We start from the raw sequence: 18,533 nt of genomic DNA, 5'->3' as shown, positions 1-18,533 counted from the left end.
GTTCGCCCGCGCTACCGAGTCGATCGAGCACCTCGCGATGGAGTTTCTCGAACACGCCATCCCGCACCCAGGCACTGAACCGTCGATGCGCGGTCGGCACGGTTACCCCGAACGAGGGCGGCAGGTGCCGCCACGCACATCCGCTGGTGAGCACGTACACGATCGCGGTGAACACCGCCCGGTCATCGGCCGGCGCACTGCCACCTCCCTGCGGCCGGGCGACAAAAGGAGGAATCAACGGTTCGACTATCTCCCACAACGCATCCGGAACCAACCTCAGTGACAACTCATCTACCACGCGTCACATTATGTCCCACAGGTCACTTCATCCACATGAGACACGCTCTTAGTGTGCGGAACTCGGTGAGGTTGCCGTGATGACTTTGTGGGGAGAGCAGAATTTCGCGGCTGGGTGAGCACAGTGCGGCCGCGACGGCCTCGCTCATCTCCACGATGTCGGGGTCGGTGGTGTCGAGGTCGATGACGTCCTTGAAGTCGCCGCCGTACAGATACATGTGAAGGACCATCGCCACGCGGCCCGAGTAGTCCTCGGTGTCGATCGAGTCGGCGTACTGCCCAGCGGAGGAGAACTCTGGGTGCAGTGCGCGCCACTCTCCCCACCAATCGATCAACATGCGGCCGGGGAACGTGTCCAGGAGATTGACCGCAAGATCAGACGTCATGGCCACAGTGTCGCAGCGCTCGCTGTCAGCGGACGCCCATCGGAGCCGAATGACGATCGTTGACCGAATGGCGAACTCGTCCCCTGGTCGTGCTTCTACAAAGGGATTACTCGTCATCCTGAGTAAATGTTCCGTGAGCAGTAGCGTTCGTAATGGCGGAACCACCCGGCGCGACCGCCGGTGGTCGACTCAGATCTTGGCCCTCCGTCGCATCCCGCCAGAAATCTTCGGTGGTCGCGGGCCGTCCTTCACCGATGACCGGTTCCTGAGAGTCGACAACCTCATTTTCGGGATCGGGTCCATCGCCATGGCCGGGTCCGACGGCGGCGGCGAACACACTTGCTACCGACACCACCGCAGTCACGAAAACTGCAAAGAGCACTGTCTTTCGCATCAGAGACCTCCTCGTCCAATCGACACTACTGCCGGCATGGCCAAGTAGACCTGGCACTGCGCCGTGACCGTCCGTCTCGGTGGCCGATCCCGTCCACCTCACCGGAAGCGGAACCCTCACCGGCACGTTCCGATTGTCGTCCCATGACTGGAACTCGCTGACCTGCGAAGTCCCGTAGAGGTGGTCCGGTGAAGAATTCCGAAACGGGGCGGCGGATTCTCACTGTCGTTGCAACACAGGCCTATTGAAATCTGGGTCTTCCCAGCTCACGGGTTACGTTACCGCAGTCGGCATCGCGAGTTCCAGCGCAGTGCGGCGCCGGTGAGCAGTGGCCCGTCGCTCGGCATTGAACACCGTGGCGGGAGTTGCGTACTCCAGGTTCTTCCGTGGGCGAGTGTTGAGCTGACGCGTTACCGACCGCACATGGGCGTGACTGTGCACCGACAAGTCGGTGCCCTTCGGGAAATACTGTCGAGTGAGCCCGTTGAAATTCTCGTTTGCACCCCGCTGCGACGGACTGGAACGTTCGGCGAAGTAGATCTTCAGATCGAGGGCCGCGGAGATCTCTCGGTGCAAACACATCTCCGTTCCCTGATCCCACGTCAACGTTCTGCGCATTCGTTTCGGCAGGCCAGAAAATGCTTTGATGACAGCATTTTTCACCGATTCCGCGGTGTGATCGGCGGGGAGATTGACGATGATTCCGTATTGCGTCGTCCGTTCCCGCAGGGTCATCATCGCCGATCGACAGCGCAACCCCAGGATGAGGTCCCCTTCCCAATGACCCACCTCGACCTTTGCGTCGACCTCCTCCGGGCGGTCGCCGATCATCGTCATGTTCCGCACGGCACCGAGTGATCTCGCCGACCCCAACCATCGAGGTTTACGCACGCTCCGACCACTGCGCAGTTTGGCGGCGTACTTTTTGTCCAGCCTCTTCCCTCCCGCCACCAGCAACGCCCGGTACATCGTCTCCATGCACAACCACATCGAGCTGTCCTCGGGATACTTCAGCTTCAGCCAGCCGCTGATCTCCTCCGGCGACCAGAACCGATCGAGCTTGCGTTGTACGACACTGCGCAACACGTCGTTGGCGAGCAGCTTGTGTTCGCGTGACCGGCTGCGGTTGCGACGTGCCGTCTCATCGGCGACTTGGGGTAGGTAGCGGCCCTGGCTATCACGGTGACGGTCGAGTTCACGTTTGACCGTCGACGGCGCCCGGTCGATCTCCCTGGGCGATGGCGCGGATCTGACAGTTTCAGATGGTCCAGGTCGGCGATCTGCAACCGTTCCACCAAAGACAAGTACCGCTCCGACGGCACGTCTGCGCCGGTCAGATTCTTGCGCTGTCGCGCCCTTCGTTGAATATTGATCCCGGTTTGGCGAGTCACACCGACGAGTGTGCTGGCTGCGATGTTCGTTTCCCCTCGGGCGATCAATTCCCAATACCGCGTGCCGCGGACCGCAGTCCGCGACAGTTTCGACGCTTCCTGCGCTACCTTCGGCGCCAGCTCTGCGGCGATACGCGCAGCGCACTCACGCACCGCCACCTGGATCGACTCATCCCGGCCGCGTTCGGCCTTCCTGATCCTCAGCGCACGCCGGGACTCCCACGCCCCTGCCCTGGTCTTGCTCAGCCGCAGCCGGCGCCGAGACTGGGTTTCACTCACACCGTCCGCGCGGAGCTGGTAATACCGCTGTTCGATCCACCGATACGCTGTCGAGCTCCACACGCCAGCGATCACGGCCGACTGCCGCACCGTCCGGCGCACCGCAAACGCAGACCAGAAAGCCTTCTCTCGGCTTGGCTCGACCCGCAAGTGGTGCCGGTTGTAGTTACCCGAGATGAATGACGCCTCCCACACCGCAACCTTCGAGGTCACACCCCCCAAGGTGCCTCGGGCCTGCTCGCAGTCGAGACCTCCTTCACGGAGAAGGAAGAACTCCGCGCGCAACCACTGATAACCGACGTCGAGATGGACTCCGGCGGTCCGGGCGGAGTATTTGAGACCTCGTCCGTCGCGAACCAACCCCAGAAATCGAGCCTGAGCAGCAGAATCCGCATTCTTCGCCATTCCAAAACCACCTCGTCGAAGGTGTTGCAATGAGCGATAGAACCCTGGGGGCGGCAAACGGGGCAGAGGGCCCACGCTAGCGAAAGCATCGCGACTGCATGCACCCAGAGGGCCGCTTCTGAGCGCCCTCAGTCTCGAAATGCTCAGGTCAGCCCGGTAATCACGCGGTCGGGAAAATAGTTGGGAACTCACGGGAACTTTTCCGTCATCGTCGGCATCTCACTTACATAGGCAGGGAGATCGGTTCCCTGCTTACCGGACCGACAAGGACGAGAAGATGACGAACCCCTCCAGCAATGACACCGCCGCGCCGACCGCACCGACCGCAAATCTGACCGGGTCCCCGGAGGACGCGTCCCTTCACCTCCGCCGTCGCGCCGGAGCCAGAACTCGCACCGGAGCCCACCCTCGAACCGAGTCGGCCCCGGCACCCGAAAATGTCCCCGGCGCGAGCGGTGAGTCGTACCGCTCCCCCCGCGACCTCAACGGCGACGGCAACGTCGACACCGTCCACACGACCACCGACGGCGTCAACCAGATCGAGCACCTCGACACCGACAGCAACGGCACCTACGTGTCCGCCATTCATCCCCAGGCCGACGGAACGGTCTGAGCCGCAACCGATCTCGACGACGACGGCACGTCGACGCCAAGGGTATCCTCGACGCGCAGGGCAACGTTGTCCAGGCCGATGCAATCGCCGACGGCGTCGTCCGTGAGTACTACCGCGACACCAACGGTGACGTGCACCTCGACACCACGCTCGTCGACAGCACCGGCGTCGGACAGTTCGACACCCTCATTCTCGACAGCGACGGCGATGACGTCCCCAACACCGTGCTCGTCGACACCGACAGTGACGGGATCTTCGACCTGAAGATGGAGGACACCACCAACGACGGAATCCTCGACGAGGTCACCACCGGTTCGCAGGGCCTCGTCGCCGAGTATGACGGCACCTTCGACGGCCCCGCTGAACCGCTCCCCGGCGACGACCTCTTCTGACCTATCCACTTCCCGCTGCCGTACGCACCGAAAACGGGCGTGCGGCAGCGGTCACTGCTGCTTCTGCTTGGACTCACAGCGAGATCGATTCGATGGACGACACCATTTCCGACCTCGAGGACCACAACGCGTCCCCTGGGGCCCAGGCCCCGAACTGAACGAACCCGTACTGGACCCGGGATTCGTCGACGAACCCTCCCCGGTGTTCCCCGAGGACGAGACCATCGACGCCCCCAGCCTCCCGTCGGAAGACATCGCGCCTACTCCAACGGCACCCGCCCCGGATCTGCCACTCGCCCCCGCCGGAACCGGACTTGTCGGACCTGCCGCCGGCGGAGCCCGAACCGGAGCTGGTCCCCTACCCTGAACCTGCTGCTGCCCCGGAGGACGGGTACGGCGTGATCGCGATGGTTGACGCCGGGGAGATCTGGCCCCCGGGCCGAGAGCGTCGAGGACGATCAGCCGGACCACTTCCTGGTGGTCGCCGGCATCGACGATGCCCGCGGGGTGGTCATCTCGTCCGACACGGGAAGCCCGACCGGTAACCAGCCGGAGGTGCCGATCGCTCAGTTCGAGGGTGCCTGGCAGCACTCCGGCCTGGCGAGTCCCACTTCAACACCTGGCTGCACCGCATCGCCGCCAACGCCGCCCTCGCAGCCCTGCTCCGACGGAAAAGAAAACACCGAAGTCACCCTCGCCAGTGTGCTGGCCACGGTGAAGTCAAGCTCGGCGTCGAGTAGCCCGAACCTCGGCAGCTCAGCGACCCGCGAACTGCTAGTGCGCCGACGTCGTGAGGGAATCGGGTGCTGTCACGATCTCGAACGGCATTTCGATGTGCGCAACCGTCCCGGATCGAGGCCCGGGGTGGACTGAGAAGCTGCCTCCCGCCGCGACGACACGGAGTTCGTGCGATGTCAATCCGATGTGGCCTCTGCTGAGGCTGCGGTCGATCGCCTCTCGGGAGATGCCGCGCCCGTCGTCGGTGACATCGAGGACGGCATGCTCACCCCACCGCGCCAGCTCGACCCGGACATTGCTGGCTTGCGCGTGTTTGACCACGTTGCTGAGCAATTCGCGTGCCGCGCTGAACAGCACATCATCAGCGGACGTGCGAAGGTCGTCGACCCATTCCGAGGTCAGGAGCTGAACCTCGAAACCGCCACGCGCCTGGGCCGAGCGGGTGAGATCGCCGAGGGCGCGAGCGAGACCGACACGATCGAGCACAGTGGGGTGCAGCTCAGAGACGGTCGCCCTGAGCAAGGTTGCGGATTCGGTGAGTGCGTGGGTGATGCGAGCGACCGCCTGCGGGTCGGCACTGCCGGTGAGGTCGTCGAGGTCCATCTTCGCGGCCAGGACGAATTGGAGCGCCCCGTCGTGGAGTTGCTCGGACAACGCACGTCGTTCGCGTTGTTCGAGACCCATCAACTCCGCAAGCAGGGCGGTGCGGTCGCGCACCAGGTGACCGATCGTCAGCACCCTGGACCGTTGAATTCTGCTGAGCGTGACGGCGCCCGCACCGAGGACGGCGAGGGCCATCGTGCTGAGCAGGATGGAGGACCAGGGCTCTTCATTCGACGCCATCGTGGCCCAGCTCGCGGCCAGGAATACCAAGACCGTCGGCACCACCACGGACGCACAGACCCCCGGGCGGAGCTGCGTGGAGGCCAGTAGCGGGATCACGAACAAACCGTTGCTCAGGATGTCTGCGGTCCAACTCTGTTGTGCCGCAATACCAGTCAACAGGGTGAGGCAACCGAGGACCGCGAGGTCGACGAACAGGGCGAGCCACATCGCGTTCACCGGCCCCGGACCGCCACGACGAGTCCACAGCGCGAGGCCGCCGGACCAGAGTGCGTAGCAAACCAGGACCGCGACACACACGCCCGCGTCGTTCATGGGTGGGACGAACGCCAGCGTCAACGCGATGAAGAGCACCAGAACACCACGAAGTGCGAGCTGGAGATACGCGCCGCGATAGGCGTGCTCGAGGATGATGCGTTCGAGATCCGGGCTGCCGCCGAGATCCGCGGGTAGTACCGATGACTCAGCCATGGGGCGGCCTCCTCGGCCGGGCGACTCCGACAGGAAGATGCGAGGACATCAACTACTGGACCTGCGACAATGCCCAAGATTCTAGCACCGGCGAGTGGGTGACCCCTGGTACTTGGCGGTCTGCTCACGGGCCCTGCGGACCTCCGCCATCTGCGCCTCGAGTTCGCCGTGCAGTCGCTGATTGTCCAGCGCCAGGGTGGTCGCGGCCCGCACAGCCGCCAGAACCTCTGCTGGTCGGCGACCGCCCGGTCGTACACCAACGCCCCCACCAGGACGCCGTCGCGGATGAGGGCAGTGGCCTCACGGGGATCATTCCTCGGTGGCAGAACCTGGGGACGTCCCTGCGCGTCCACATACCCGTCGCGGGCGCGGGAGAACGACCACAACACCAGATCCGGGTCGCGCAACGCCGCCCGCAGCGCGTCGATGACGCCGTCACCGAGTGGCGAGGTACCGATCTCGATCATCAGGTTGCGCACCGCGGCTCGGGCGACTCGGTAGCGCCACATCCCGACCAGCACCGCAAGCGGGATGAGCGCGCAGTCGACGGATATCGCAGAAGCAGCGTCCACGCATGCTGCGGGCTGTGCACCCACACGGAGACCAGCGGTGTCCAGGCGGTGGCGGCGGTCCCGAGCAGAGCGGCGATCCACAGTGGCGCCACGGCGGCCCGGTAGGCCGGTGAACCCGACCTCCACCGGGCGACCACCACGCCGATCAGAACCACACCGAGGGCGCCCCCAACCGCGCCGAAGATCACCTGCAGCGCGCGAACACCCTCGGGTCGTCACGCACCAGCAGCAAATTCAACGAAGGCGGATGCGCCGGGCTCACGCGGTGGGTGTCGAGGAATGCAAGCTCGGACACGACGGCGACCGCGTAGTACGCATAACTTCCGCCGACGAACCATCGCTCCCACCGGTGACGCAATCGGCCCCAGGGAAAACTGAACACGAGTTGGATCAGTACCGGAATGTACATGTTGGTCAGCGCCGCGCCCGCCGTGAACAGCACCGGGACCGTCGACAGCCGAAAGCCCTTCACCAGCCACAGCAGCCCGGCGGCAACCAGCAGCCACCCCAGTTTGTCCTGCGGTCGGTGGCACTTGGCGACCAGGCCGGCCGCCACGAACACCACTCCGACCATCACGAACAACGCCAATTCCGTCGGACTGAACACGCCCCGGGCACAACTGCCAGTCGACGGATGCGACCACCGCGACAGCCAGTGCGGCGGTCACCAGGGCGGTCGCGCTCTACGCGCGAAGACTCACCGGGTGCCGCCCGCGAGTCCGGACAGTTCGAGGAACACGGGATCGATCCTCGCTGGGATCCGGATTCGGCACCATCACCACAGGGTGGGGTGATGCGACACCTGGGTGGACCTTCTCGACACCTCGGGTTCGTTATCGCCTGCAGTGTTCGACGCAGATCGATCGATGCCACGCGGCACACCGGTATTCGTGGGAACATCTCATCCGATCGATCCGGCAGACTGAGGAGAAAGGGGTGTGGTGCATGACCAGGATTCGACTTCGGCCCGCGGTGGCGCTGGCATCGATCGCCGGTGTCTCGTCCTTGTTTCTCGCGGCCTGCACCCAGGACGCATCGTCGACCGAGGGCACCGAATCGGCCGCACCGAGTGCCTCCAGCGAGGCACCGCCAACGGAGGCACCGGTCAACGGTCTCGATGCGAAGGAGTACGCCTCCAGCGACCCGGAAGCCGATTCCTACGGCTTCGTCACACCGTCAGGGAAATGGCTGTGCGCGATCATTCCCACGAAGAATCTGGCCGGATGCGCCTCTCATCCCACCGCGGGGCCATTGGGTGTGCCCGGGACTCCACAGATCGCCTCGCCGGACGGCGGCCCGCCGGCGGAAGCGAACCTCATCGCGGTCGAGGCGGGGAAGGAGCCGAGCTTCCAGAACTGGAACCAGGCTGTCTTTCCCGGCAACGCCAACGTCCTTCCCTATGACACCACGCTGGCGATCGACGGATTCAGTTGCAATGTGCAGTTCTCCGGCGTCTCCTGCAGGGACGATGCGACGGACAAGGGATTCACCATCTCCACCAGCGGCTACACGTTCGAGTTCACCCCGTTACCCGTGAGCCTCCCCAGCGCGAACCCACCGCAGATCGCGCCCACCCCGGCCCCGCTCCCCCAGCAGGCCCGCGGATCGAATCAGTGTGGCCCCGTTGTCTATCCGGAGACGGGAAAACCTGCGACGGTGGTCATCGTGAAGGGCACACTCCGCTGCGACGAGGCGCACACGATGCTGACGAAGTACTTCGCGGCACCTGACAAGAGCGAACCGGTGTACAGCTTCGACGGGTGGGAATGCCGCCTCTCGGGAGACCCGGAATCCGCGGAGACCGGTTACACGATCAACTGCTCCGACGACAACGGGAACACCGTGGTCGCACAGCCGTAGATCGATCAATCCACGATTTCAGGTCAGTCGCCGCGAGACTCGCCGCACGATGTCTACGCTGACGCTATGCACCCACCGAATGACCAGGCAGGTACCTGGGAAGGTTCGTGGCTCGCGGCGATGACGGTGATCAAGAGCGCTCAGCGGGTCTTCACGCCTGAGAACCGCCCTCCCTCCGAGCTCATCCCTCTCGTCGAACCCCTGAGCCGGTTGGGTGATGCGCTCCGGGCAACACCGCCCGACCCTGACGAGTCCCGCCGTCGCGCCGCCGACCTGGTGGCCGATCGAGACCTGATCGAATGGGCATGTCAGCCGGACCAGCCCAGCGAGATCCGAGAGTTCGGCTCGACCTTGGCCTTCCTGTCCATGAAACTGACCACCTGAGTCTCCGGCCGTCCTCGCCGCGCGGGGAGCCCGGACCGCTCAGAAGTCGTAATCCACGACGACCGGAGCGTGATCGCTCATCCGGCGGTCGGCCGCCGGATCCCGGTCGGTGCCGGCCGTGACCGCCGCTCGAGCCAGGTCCGGCGTCGCGAGGTGGTAGTCGATGCGCCAGCCGATGTCGTTCACGAACGACTGCCCCAGCCACGACCACCACGAGTACGGACCGTCGACGCCTGGATGCTGTCGCCGGACGACATCGACGAGGGTGCGCGGCGACAGGATCGAGTCGAACCACTCGCGCTCCTCCGGCAGAAACCCCTCGGCCTGATTGCTGCGCCGCCAGTTCCGTACGTCGGAACGGGTGTGCGCAATGTTGAGGTCACCCATCAGTAGAAGCTCCCTGCCCCGTGCACGTGCCGTGCGCCGCGAGCGGGTCAGCTGTCGCGCGAACGCGGAGAGGAAACGCATCTTGCGGTCGTAGCGTGCTCCGCCGTCGGGCGCCTCCCGCATGCGTCCGGGCTTCTGGAGGTGGGCCGGAAGACCGCCCTTCGGCAGGTACATCGATGCCACGGTGATCGGCGCATCGGCCAGGTCGACCTCGACGTACCGGCCCTGCTTCGCGAACTCTGCCAGACCCCGAGCCAACGGCTCCGGATCCAGTTCGACGCTGTCGGTGTGCATTTCACCCGGTGCGCGCATCAGCGCTGTACCACTCCACGTCCGAACTGCGATGGGCGCACGCCGGGTCAGAACCGCGACACCGTTGCGGCCCGCGACGTCGCCCTCGTCGTACGTGAGGTGGTAGTCGCCGAACACCCCCGGCGGGATGGCCTCGGCACGAGCGCGCACCTCCTGAAGCGCGACCACATCGGGGCCGCGGTCGCCCAGCCAGTCCTCGAATCCGCGCCGCTGCGCCGCGCGGATCCCGTTGACGTTGAAGGTCGCGATTCGCACGAGTGACAGTGTAGGGATCCGACCGACGCATCGAATCTCGCCATACCTTTCACTCGCCGTCGGCCAGTTCTGCGAAGTTGGCCAATTTGTATGTGAACTCGAGTACGGGTTGCTAGCGTTCCCGTGATTGAGACCACACTGCAGGGGAGATCTCGATGCGGATCGCGCGGAAGCGGCCAGGAAGTGCCCGGCGAGGTGTGGCTACCGCGGCACTGGCCGTCTCGGCCGTCCTCGGGGTCGCGACAAGCCCGATGCCTGCCATCGCGTCAGCCGACACGTTCTTCTTCGACGATGTCGGTTCGACGGCCGTTCCGCGGGCGAATTGCGGTCCCGGTTCGCTGCCGGAAACGGGTATGCAGGGCGACGTTCCGGCCGAGGACCGGAACAACGGCCGCAGCACCCAGGGTTATCGATGCAACATGTCGCTGGTCGGAGGCTTGCAGGATCGCGGTGGTGGCCTGCTGTCGGTGACCTACGACCACTGCTCCTACACCAGCACGTTCTTCCCCGGGAACCTGCTCAACCCCACAACGCCGGGCGTACAGGTGCTCGACGTGTCGAACCCTGCACAGCCGGTGTTATCCACGACCCTGAACGAACCGGCGATGCTGGGCGGAACCTGGGAAAGTCTGAAGGTCAACAAGGCACGCAAGTTGCTCGCGGCCACAGCAGTGCCGATCGCTGCCGGCACCGGCTACTTCTCCGTCTACGACATTTCCGACTGCACCCACCCCCGGTTGCTCAACCGGGGTGCCGGTACCGACGTCACGATGCCGCTGCCGTTCATCTCCCACGAAGGCGGCTTCTCCCCGGATGGCAACACCTACTGGGTGTCCGGGCCCGCACCGGGATTCCTCACCGCCATCGACATCAGAAACCCGGCCGAGCCGCGGATCATCTGGCAGGGATTGCACGGACTCGGCGGGCACGGATTCGGCATCACCCCGGACGGGAACCGGATGTACCTGTCGAATCTCGGTGGGATCACCGTCCTCGACATCAGCGCGGTGCAACGCGGCGACCCATATCCCACCGTCCCGCAGATCGCCACCTATCTGTGGACCGACGGCTTCTTCAATCAGCACAGCATCCCGGTCACATATGGGGACAAGCCCTACATCTTCACCGTCGACGAAACCGGCGGCGGCGGAATCAAGGTCTTCGATGTCGCCGACCCGGCGCACGCCGAGATCGTGCAGAAGATCAAGCTCGAGATCCAGCTCCCGGCCAATACCGCCGCGAACCTTCGGTCGTCGCAAGGCGGCTCGGTGTTCTCCTACGATCCGCACTACTGCGTGGTCGACCGCCCAGCCGACCCGACCGCGCTCGCGTGCTCCTGGGAATCGTCCGGGATCCGCGTGTTCGATATTCGCGATCTGAGCCGAATCAGCGAGATCGCCTACTACAACCCGCCGGCACAGACCGGAAAGAACGTTCAGCTCACCAACTCACCGCACGCACTGTCCTCGCTGATCGGTGTCTCACTCTTCAATTTCGTTCCGCTCGCCCGCGCCGTCTTCGAGGGCAAGACGGATCCGCGGGTCGCATTCGGTCCGCGCGCCGGAATGGTGGCGTTCGGCGACCTGTCCGCGGACTGGTGCTTCTCGCCTCCGGAGTTCCACGGCAACCAGATCTGGACCTCGTGCAGCGACAACGGTTTCATGGCGTTGCAGCTCGACGACACCGTTTATCAACCACCGGCGAATCAGGCGTCGACTTATGGGCAGTGACACCACGCCTTCGTCGTTCAGCGGTCCCCTCGTCCTATTGCTGAGCGCCATCCTGCTCGGCGCCGCCGGGATCGCCGCCGGAATGTGGTTGCAATCGGAACGCGACACGAACCCCGACGGGGTCCAATTGTCATCAGCGGACATCGGTTTCGCACAGGACATGTCGGTGCACCACGAGCAGGCCGTGCTGATCGCCCAGACGCTGCCGCAGGACGTCGATCCTCAGATCCGGGTCATCGCCGACCAGATCGTCGTCACACAGACCTCCGAGATCGCGACGATGCGCGGCTGGCTCAACCTCTTCGACGAACCGTTCACCACCCCGCATCCGATGCAGTGGATGCACGGATCTGATCACGCCATGGGTGACCAGAGCGGCGCGCCCATGCCGGGAGCAGCGAGTACCAGCGAGATCACCCGGCTCGCCGGCCTGCGCGGAGCAGATGCCGAGACACTGTTTCTGCAGCTCATGATTCGGCACCACCAAGGGGGCGTCGACATGGCCGAGGCAGCCACCCACGCGGTTGCAGCCGAACCGATCCGCCGCATCGCACGCGGGATGATCCGTGACCAGAGCAATGAAATCGCAGTGATGACAGCCATACTCGATACCCGCGACGCGACACCGCTCGCCCACCCTTGAGGCGTTGAGGCTCGCCGCCGCTCCACACCCGGAAGCCCACTGTGCGTCCGCCCTTGCCCGGCCGCGACGACTGTAGAAGCATTTCCGTGGGCGGGGCAGATCGGCGACTGAATATCGCGACGGCGTCCTCCGGGGCCGCGATCGGTCCTGCCGACGGCTGCGGCAGGTCCGAGGAGGAAGCGTGTTCGCAAGCTTCCCGGCCATCGGCAGCCGACGCTACCGATCGGAGAAACCATGACCACCGAAACCACACCAGTCTCCATTCAGCGCGAACCGGAACTGGCCGGACAAACCGTCGTCGTGCTCGGCGGCAGCGCAGGCATCGGCCTCGAGACAGCTCGCCGCGCACGGACCGAGGGCGCCGAGGTCATCCTCACCGGCCGCAATCCTGACCGGCTCGGGCAAGCAGCGACAGATGTCGGCACGCAGCGCACCGCAGCCTTCGACGCCAACGACACGGCCGCCTTGGCGAGGTTCTTCCACGACCTGCCGACACCGATCGACCATGTGTTGGTCACGGCCGGGGGCCCGCGCTACGCACCCCTGCTCGAGATGGACTCCGATGAGGTGCGTGAACAACTCAGCGGTCACGTGGTGCTGGGGCTCGAGGTCGCGCGCAACGCGGCGAGCAAGATGAGGCCCGGGGGCACGCTGCTACTGATGGGCGGAACCGGCGGCCGGCGCATCGGTCACGGACTGGGGATCGCCTCCGCCGCCACCGCGGCACTGCCCCCGTTCACGGCGGCCCTCTCGCTCGAGCTCGCGCCAGTTCGCGTCAACCTCATCGCCGCCGGCTTCGTCGACACCCCGTTGTCGGCATCGCTGCTCGGAGATCGACTGGACGAGCGCCGGAAGGAATTGCGGACAACGCTTCCGATCGGCCGGGTCGTCGGCCCCGCCGACGTCGCCGCACTGGCCGTCCACATCATGAGCAACACCGCGCTCACCGGCGCGACATACGACATCGACGGTGGGCAGCAGTTCGTTTTCTGATGGCCACACGACGAAACGTGGGTGGCTGGAGGGACGCCACTCCCGATCAATTCCCGAGAACCAGAGAGGCAACCCGTGAGCACAAACGAAGTTCAGACCAACGATTCGACCAACACGCAGGTCGCGTCGGTCGACATGAAGCTGGAGGTCGTCGTCATTCCTGTCACGGATGTCGACCGGGCCACCGAGTTCTACACCAGGCTCGGTTGGAGACAAGACGTCACACCGCCGGGTTCCGGCGTCGTCCAGTTCACCCCGCCCGGCGCCGCCGCCTCGATCCACTTCGGCGCCGACCTCACAACGGCCGCACCCGGTTCCGCCAAGGGCTACCTCATCGTCTCCGACATCGAGGCTGCCCGTGACCAGCTGGTCGCCGCCGGCATCGAGGTGACCCTGTTCCACCTCGGCACGGACGGCCCGGGCGACGGGCTGGACCCGGACCGTCGCAGCTACTTCTCGCTGGCGTCGGTCAGCGACCCCGACGGCAATGCCTGGGTGCTGCAAGAGGTCACGACCAGGCTTCCTGGGCGCATCGACACCGCCGTCACCTCGTTCGGCTCTGCACGCGACCTCGCGACGGCGCTCCGGCGCGCGGCGGCCGCCCACGGCGGGCACGAAGAGCGCACCGGCGAAGAAGACCCGAACTGGCCCGACTGGTACGCCGAGTACATGGCCGCCGAACAGTCCGGGGCGGAGCTGCCCACCTGAGGAGTTGTGAGGCCACGGCCATCGGCACTGTGTCCCGCGTAACGCAGGGCCATCTCGGAGCTCAGGACGGGTTCGGCGAGGATCTCGTCTGCGGCGCGGCGGCCGGAGCGGATTGGATTCCGCTTCCGCGTGCGTCACGAACCAGCTACTTGCTCGTAGCTTCGCCCGAGTCACATCTCGTCCGCGCCAGGCGATACCCAGACTATGAGGGGCGAAACGCGCACGCGGATCCCATTCGTGGCAATGATGGCATGCATCGCCCTGGCAGCGGGCTGCCAGTCGACCACCGAGCACACGGGATCCGTCGAAGGAACAACGATCCCGTGGAGCAGGGTCCCCGACGCACAGGCGGGCGGAGGTGCCCCGCCCCAACAACCTGATCCTCCCCCACCGACGGACCCGAACGCGCGGCCCGGTATCCCCGACGCTCCCACACCGACAACACCGGGCCCGAGGACAACCGACATCCCACTATTGCCGCCCACAGCGCTGGTAATTCCACCCGTCCCCGGAGTTACGGCCAGCGGCATGCACATCGAGCGGCACGACGGATTCGATCGAATCGTCTACGACTTCGGCGGCACATACGCGCCTGGCTGGCGCGCCGGATACGTCGCCGAGGCAACGCAACGCGGTCAAGAGACCGCGACACGACTCAATGGTCGATCGATCCTGCAGATCTACTTCTTCGACACGGACTCCTCGGCCGAGAGTGGGATCGCCGCGTACAACGGACCGAATCCGTTGTCGGACCCCGCGGCGTACAGCGTGGTCGAGGTACACCTCACACCGAACTACGAGAGAGGCACCCAGTCGTTCGTCGGCCTCCGTACCGACTACCCGCAGTTCCAGGTCACGACTCTCACAGAACCGACGAGAATCGCCGTCGACATCCACGACTAGCGCCACATTCGGGCACTCGTTGCCCCGGCAGAGATTGCATTCCCGGGGCGACACGAGCCGACTTTCGTGACAGATCGTCAAACTCGTTGACATACTTGAAGTGATGACTATCCGGATAATGCTCGACGGCTTTCACAAGGATGCGATCTCGATGCGAGATAACAGGCCCGCAACCTCGGCACTGCAGCTCTACCGCGCCTTTCAGCACCAGCACCCCCGAACTCCGGTCCCGGCCGATTACGTCACCGAATGCGGCTTCCGACTGGGACGTTGGCAGGACCGCCAGCGGATTGCCCGCATGCTCGGCACACTGCCGCCCCAGCGCATCGAGCAACTCGACGAAATCGGATTTCTGTGGAGCGATGACGACGTCCCACTCCCGGCAGTGTCACGTACCGACGCCAAGCGACGACGGATGCTCACCGCCATCGCCGCCTACCGCGAAGAGCACGGTAACGCACTTGTTCCCGCGAACTATGTCACCGCAGACGGTGAACAGGTGGGCCAGTGGCTCTACCGGGCGGTGAAGAAGTGGAGGGCCGACGCCTTGCCGGACAAGGAGCGTCGCACACTCTCCGTCCTCGGGGTCTCCCCCGGTCCACGACCACGAGGCCCCCGAACATCAGCACACCTTGTCGGACAGGTGAGGTAAGGCATACAGCTCGCAGGCCGAATTGTGTTGCTGTACAGATGTTCGAGTATCACCGGTAACACTGATAGCCCCCACGTGTCGGTGGCGGGTCCGCGCCGGCGGTCCATTGAGAACATGATGCGAGGAAGATGAGCTCCTGGATGTGCCCCACCGTGTCGGTGTGCTCGTGTTCGACGGCGTGAAGATGCTCGACGTCGCCGGTCCATCCGAGGTCTTCACGGAGGCCAATCGACTCGGCGCCACGTACGAGTTGGTGCTGTGCTCGGTCGGGGCGGTCGACGTGACCGCGTCCACCGGGATGCAAATTTCCGTCGATGTCGACGCCGCGGACACAGATCGTCTTTGACGTCCTCCCGGCTGTGAACGACCGGGATTCCTTCTGCGCCGCTGCGCGCCGCTTGGGTGGGTTCCTGTTTCATGGGGGCTCGCTTCCCTCTAGGAGGGAAGGCTGACGGCCCCTCCGCAGGCGTTTAGCCACTCCGCACGTCCTGCGGCGTGGATGTTCTTCGCGGCGTTGACGTCGCGGTCGTGAACGGCGCCGCACGCCGTGCATGCCCACTCCCGGATCGAGAGCGGTTTCGGGCCGCTCTGGACCCCACATTGGGAGCAGATCTGCGACGACGGAAAGAACCGGTCCACCTTGACGAAGGTGCGCCCGTAGCGGGCGGCTTTCTCCTCCACCATGCGGGTGAACATTCCCCACCCGGCGTCGTGGACCGATTTCGCCAACCGTGTCCGCGCCAGCCCCCGGACGCACAGATCCTCGACGAACACCGCTTGGTTCTCGCGGATAATCGCCGTGGAGTGCTTGTGCGCCCAGTCCTTGCGAGCGTCGGACACTCTGGCGTGGGCCTTCGCGACGCGAATACGTGCCTTGACCCGGTTGTTGCTGCCTTTCTCCTTGCGCGACAGAAGTCGCTGCGCCTTGCCGAGCTTGCGTTCTGCACGGCGCAGGAACTTCGGCGAGCTGATCGTCTTGCCGTTCGACAGGACCGCGAACGTTGCCAACCCGAGGTCGATACCGACCTCCGCATCGACCGGCGGCAGAGGTTCGTCGGTGGTCTCGACCACGAACGACGCGAAGTACCGGCCCGCTGCATCCTTGATGATCGTCACCGAGGACGGTTCCGAGGGCAGATCGCGGGACCAGGCGACCTCCAACTCGCCGACCTTCGCCACGTACAGCTTCCCGTTCGGGCGAATCGAGAACCCGTTGCGGGTCAGCCGGATCGCCTGCCGATTGTCCCGGCGGGACCGGAACCGTGGCGCGCCGACCTTGCGGCCCTTCCGTTTCCCGGAGAGCGAGTCGAACCAGTTTCGGTACGCCCGCCGCGCGTCCTGACACGCCTGCACCAGCACCACCGATGCGACCTCGTCCAACCAGGCCCGCTCCGGAGTCTTCTTCGCTGCGGTGACTGCCTGCTTCTGCACGGCGGTATCCGACAGCTTCACCCCGGACGCATACGCGTCCTGGTGGATGCGCAGGCAGTCGTTGAACACCACCCGCGCGCACCCGAACGAGCGGGCCAGCATGTCCTGCTGACCGGGCGTCGGACGGACGCGGTACTGGTATCGCAACTGCAGACCCAAAGAATAACATTGGTCTATGGTTTCTGAACCTGAATACAGACGTGGCCGTTCCGTTGTTTCCGCCCTGCACGTCCACTTGGTCTTTGTTACCAAGTATCGGCGCGGAGTCCTCACCGACGAGCTGCTGACCACCTGCGAACAGGTGATGCGCAGCGTGTGCGACGACTACGGTTCTCGGCTGGTCGAGTTCAACGGGGAGGGCGACCACGTGCACCTGCTGATCGAATACCCTCCGACCATCCAAATCTCGAAGCTGGTGAACAGCCTCAAAGGCGTCTCCGCACGCCGCCTGCGCGACCAGTACCGCGGATGGGTGAACCGACACTCGATGAACGGACACCTCTGGTCCCCGAGCTACTTCGCCGCATCGTGTGGCGGGGCACCTATCTCGATCATCCGGCAGTACATCGAGCAGCAGCGGCAACCGCCCCGCGCTCCCGGTAGGCCGAAGTCGATGCGCTAACCCGGCCCTGAAGGACCGGGCTTGCGCGCTACGCTCCGCGGTCAACCGCGCTGGTGATGGGTGGCGACATTTTTCCGTCGACGCCGGTGAGCCCGGAACTCGCCGGTGCGGCCACCACGCTGGCCGGCAACGCCGACCGGATGGCCTCGATCTGCACTGGTGCGTTCATCCTGGCGGCGGCCGGGCTCCTCGACGGTCGGCGCGCGACCACCCACTGGCAGCACACCGATACCCTCGCGCGCGGATATCCCCGGATCACCGTGGAACCCGACGCAATTTTCGTCGAGGACGGCACCATCTTCTCCTCGGCAGGTGTCACTGCCGGGATCGACTTGGCCCTGGCTTTCGTCGAACGCGATCACGGCACCGAACTGGCACGAGCGGTCGCCCAGTCACTCGTGGTGTTCCTGCAGCGACCGGGCGGTCAGTCCCAGTTCTTCCCCAGCCTGCGCGGGCCGCGGCCACGCACCGGACAGCTCCGCGAGGTGGTCGATGCCGTAGCCGCGGCCCCACCGGTGACCACTCCATCACCCGGCTCGCCGCGCGCGCCTACGTCAGTCCCCGGCATCTGACCAGGCTGTTCCAGGACGAGCTGGGGACCACCCCGGCCAAGTACGTTGAGCTGATCCGATTCGACACCGCCAAAGCCATGCTCGATGCAGGACACACCGTGACTTCCGCGGCGCAGCACAGCGGATTCGGCAGCCCGGAGAGCTTGCGGCGCAGTTTCATCCAGCATCTCGGGGTGTCGCCGCGGGCGTATCGGCAGCGATTCCACTCCACCCATCGCTGAGAGCAGCCGACCGGACATGTCCCGATCTGTGCGGAAGTGGGCCGGAATGGCGGTTTCCGCCGCGGTTGACAATGTCACT

Annotated in this window: 20 protein-coding genes and 2 pseudogenes; 13 read left to right on the top strand and 9 right to left on the bottom strand. The window is 65.1% G+C overall.

Annotation, left to right across the window (positions count from 1 at the left end; translation table 11 throughout):
- The 4 genes from QM693_RS09750 to QM693_RS09735 all read right to left on the bottom strand — a co-directional run.
- Positions 1-298: transposase (locus QM693_RS09750; protein ID WP_283352164.1), on the bottom strand; the 298-nt coding region annotated here is incomplete at its 3' end.
- A gap of 22 nt (positions 299-320) precedes the next feature.
- Positions 321-683, bottom strand: coding sequence for a hypothetical protein (locus QM693_RS09745; protein ID WP_283352163.1), 363 nt, complete (start codon positions 681-683; stop codon positions 321-323).
- A 106-nt stretch (positions 684-789) separates the two neighbouring features.
- Positions 790-1,077 carry a hypothetical protein gene (locus QM693_RS09740; protein WP_283334053.1) on the bottom strand — a complete coding sequence of 96 codons (288 nt, stop codon included), beginning with the start codon at positions 1,075-1,077 and terminating at the stop codon, positions 790-792.
- Between the two features lie 273 nt (positions 1,078-1,350).
- On the bottom strand, positions 1,351-2,613 hold the full coding sequence (locus QM693_RS09735) for an IS30 family transposase (RefSeq protein WP_283352162.1): 1,263 nt from the start codon (positions 2,611-2,613) through the stop codon (positions 1,351-1,353).
- Between the two features lie 816 nt (positions 2,614-3,429).
- Between QM693_RS09735 and QM693_RS09730 the strand changes: the two genes are divergently transcribed.
- Entirely contained in the window at positions 3,430-3,765 is a 336-nt protein-coding gene (locus tag QM693_RS09730) for a hypothetical protein (protein WP_283352161.1), read from the top strand.
- 131 nt (positions 3,766-3,896) lie between these two features.
- Positions 3,897-4,157 (top strand): hypothetical protein, encoded by a 261-nt coding sequence (locus QM693_RS09725; RefSeq protein WP_283352160.1) that lies wholly within the window; start codon positions 3,897-3,899, stop codon positions 4,155-4,157.
- Between the two features lie 774 nt (positions 4,158-4,931).
- Here the strand turns inward: QM693_RS09725 and QM693_RS09720 are convergent.
- From QM693_RS09720 to QM693_RS09710, 3 genes are all read right to left on the bottom strand, one after another.
- Positions 4,932-6,209, bottom strand: coding sequence for a sensor histidine kinase (locus QM693_RS09720; RefSeq protein ID WP_283334048.1), 1,278 nt, complete (start codon positions 6,207-6,209; stop codon positions 4,932-4,934).
- Between the two features lie 81 nt (positions 6,210-6,290).
- The gene (locus tag QM693_RS09715; RefSeq protein ID WP_283352159.1) at positions 6,291-6,422 is read right to left on the bottom strand and encodes a hypothetical protein; all 132 of its coding nucleotides are present in this window, start codon (positions 6,420-6,422) and stop codon (positions 6,291-6,293) included.
- A gap of 543 nt (positions 6,423-6,965) precedes the next feature.
- Positions 6,966-7,388 carry a hypothetical protein gene (locus QM693_RS09710; protein ID WP_283352158.1) on the bottom strand — a complete coding sequence of 141 codons (423 nt, stop codon included), beginning with the start codon at positions 7,386-7,388 and terminating at the stop codon, positions 6,966-6,968.
- Between the two features lie 338 nt (positions 7,389-7,726).
- On the opposite strand from QM693_RS09710, the gene QM693_RS09705 reads away from it, so the two are divergent.
- Both QM693_RS09705 and QM693_RS09700 read left to right on the top strand, forming a co-directional pair.
- Complete coding sequence (locus tag QM693_RS09705; RefSeq protein WP_283352157.1) at positions 7,727-8,641, top strand: hypothetical protein; 915 nt, start codon at positions 7,727-7,729, stop codon at positions 8,639-8,641.
- Between the two features lie 120 nt (positions 8,642-8,761).
- On the top strand, positions 8,762-9,025 hold the full coding sequence (locus tag QM693_RS09700) for a hypothetical protein (RefSeq protein WP_283352156.1): 264 nt from the start codon (positions 8,762-8,764) through the stop codon (positions 9,023-9,025).
- 39 nt (positions 9,026-9,064) lie between these two features.
- Here QM693_RS09700 and QM693_RS09695 read toward each other — a convergent pair whose 3' ends face one another.
- Positions 9,065-9,979 carry an exodeoxyribonuclease III gene (locus QM693_RS09695; RefSeq protein WP_283334040.1) on the bottom strand — a complete coding sequence of 305 codons (915 nt, stop codon included), beginning with the start codon at positions 9,977-9,979 and terminating at the stop codon, positions 9,065-9,067.
- Positions 9,980-10,134: 155 nt separating this feature from the next.
- Between QM693_RS09695 and QM693_RS09690 the strand changes: the two genes are divergently transcribed.
- The 7 genes and pseudogenes from QM693_RS09690 to QM693_RS09660 all read left to right on the top strand — a co-directional run.
- Positions 10,135-11,709 (top strand): LVIVD repeat-containing protein, encoded by a 1,575-nt coding sequence (locus QM693_RS09690; RefSeq protein ID WP_283352155.1) that lies wholly within the window; start codon positions 10,135-10,137, stop codon positions 11,707-11,709.
- Positions 11,699-12,352, top strand: a complete 654-nt coding sequence (locus tag QM693_RS09685) for a DUF305 domain-containing protein (protein WP_283352154.1) — start codon at positions 11,699-11,701, stop codon at positions 12,350-12,352. Before QM693_RS09690 ends, QM693_RS09685 begins: the two co-directional genes overlap by 11 nt.
- 234 nt (positions 12,353-12,586) lie before the next feature.
- Complete coding sequence (locus tag QM693_RS09680) at positions 12,587-13,345, top strand: SDR family oxidoreductase (protein ID WP_283352153.1); 759 nt, start codon at positions 12,587-12,589, stop codon at positions 13,343-13,345.
- A gap of 75 nt (positions 13,346-13,420) precedes the next feature.
- Entirely contained in the window at positions 13,421-14,053 is a 633-nt protein-coding gene (locus QM693_RS09675) for a VOC family protein (protein ID WP_283352152.1), read from the top strand.
- Between the two features lie 528 nt (positions 14,054-14,581).
- Complete coding sequence (locus QM693_RS09670; protein WP_283334031.1) at positions 14,582-14,956, top strand: AMIN-like domain-containing (lipo)protein; 375 nt, start codon at positions 14,582-14,584, stop codon at positions 14,954-14,956.
- 151 nt (positions 14,957-15,107) lie between these two features.
- Complete coding sequence (locus tag QM693_RS09665; RefSeq protein WP_283352185.1) at positions 15,108-15,608, top strand: helicase associated domain-containing protein; 501 nt, start codon at positions 15,108-15,110, stop codon at positions 15,606-15,608.
- A 136-nt stretch (positions 15,609-15,744) separates the two neighbouring features.
- Positions 15,745-15,951, top strand: a pseudogene (locus tag QM693_RS09660) (AraC family transcriptional regulator); the annotation flags it as partial.
- 92 nt (positions 15,952-16,043) lie between these two features.
- On the opposite strand, the gene QM693_RS09655 reads toward QM693_RS09660, so the two are convergent.
- Entirely contained in the window at positions 16,044-17,198 is a 1,155-nt protein-coding gene (locus tag QM693_RS09655) for an RNA-guided endonuclease InsQ/TnpB family protein (protein WP_283352150.1), read from the bottom strand.
- Positions 17,199-17,214: 16 nt separating this feature from the next.
- Here QM693_RS09655 and tnpA point away from each other — a divergent pair, with 16 nt between their 5' ends.
- Both tnpA and QM693_RS09645 read left to right on the top strand, forming a co-directional pair.
- Complete coding sequence (gene tnpA, locus QM693_RS09650; RefSeq protein WP_164062524.1) at positions 17,215-17,661, top strand: IS200/IS605 family transposase; 447 nt, start codon at positions 17,215-17,217, stop codon at positions 17,659-17,661.
- A 41-nt stretch (positions 17,662-17,702) separates the two neighbouring features.
- Positions 17,703-18,454, top strand: a pseudogene (locus QM693_RS09645) (GlxA family transcriptional regulator); the annotation flags it as partial.
- Positions 18,455-18,533 lie beyond the last annotated feature (79 nt).

Source organism: Rhodococcus sp. IEGM 1305, assembly GCF_030058635.1.
GTDB lineage: Bacteria > Actinomycetota > Actinomycetes > Mycobacteriales > Mycobacteriaceae > Rhodococcus_F > Rhodococcus_F opacus_D.
This window is presented reverse-complemented; position numbering and strand designations above follow the sequence as displayed.

Bases quoted from the DNA above. Each gene is read 5' to 3' on its own strand.
- QM693_RS09745 (WP_283352163.1), bottom strand. From the start codon at position 683: ATGACGTCTGATCTTGCGGTCAATCTCCTGGACACGTTCCCCGGCCGC.
- QM693_RS09740 (WP_283334053.1), bottom strand. From the start codon at position 1,077: ATGCGAAAGACAGTGCTCTTTGCAGTTTTCGTGACTGCGGTGGTGTCG.
- QM693_RS09730 (WP_283352161.1), top strand. From the start codon at position 3,430: ATGACGAACCCCTCCAGCAATGACACCGCCGCGCCGACCGCACCGACC.
- QM693_RS09720 (WP_283334048.1), bottom strand. From the start codon at position 6,209: ATGGCTGAGTCATCGGTACTACCCGCGGATCTCGGCGGCAGCCCGGAT.
- QM693_RS09705 (WP_283352157.1), top strand. From the start codon at position 7,727: ATGACCAGGATTCGACTTCGGCCCGCGGTGGCGCTGGCATCGATCGCC.
- QM693_RS09700 (WP_283352156.1), top strand. From the start codon at position 8,762: ATGACGGTGATCAAGAGCGCTCAGCGGGTCTTCACGCCTGAGAACCGC.
- QM693_RS09690 (WP_283352155.1), top strand. From the start codon at position 10,135: ATGCGGATCGCGCGGAAGCGGCCAGGAAGTGCCCGGCGAGGTGTGGCT.
- QM693_RS09685 (WP_283352154.1), top strand. From the start codon at position 11,699: ATGGGCAGTGACACCACGCCTTCGTCGTTCAGCGGTCCCCTCGTCCTA.
- QM693_RS09680 (WP_283352153.1), top strand. From the start codon at position 12,587: ATGACCACCGAAACCACACCAGTCTCCATTCAGCGCGAACCGGAACTG.
- QM693_RS09670 (WP_283334031.1), top strand. From the start codon at position 14,582: ATGCACATCGAGCGGCACGACGGATTCGATCGAATCGTCTACGACTTC.
- QM693_RS09665 (WP_283352185.1), top strand. From the start codon at position 15,108: ATGCGAGATAACAGGCCCGCAACCTCGGCACTGCAGCTCTACCGCGCC.
- tnpA (WP_164062524.1), top strand. From the start codon at position 17,215: ATGGTTTCTGAACCTGAATACAGACGTGGCCGTTCCGTTGTTTCCGCC.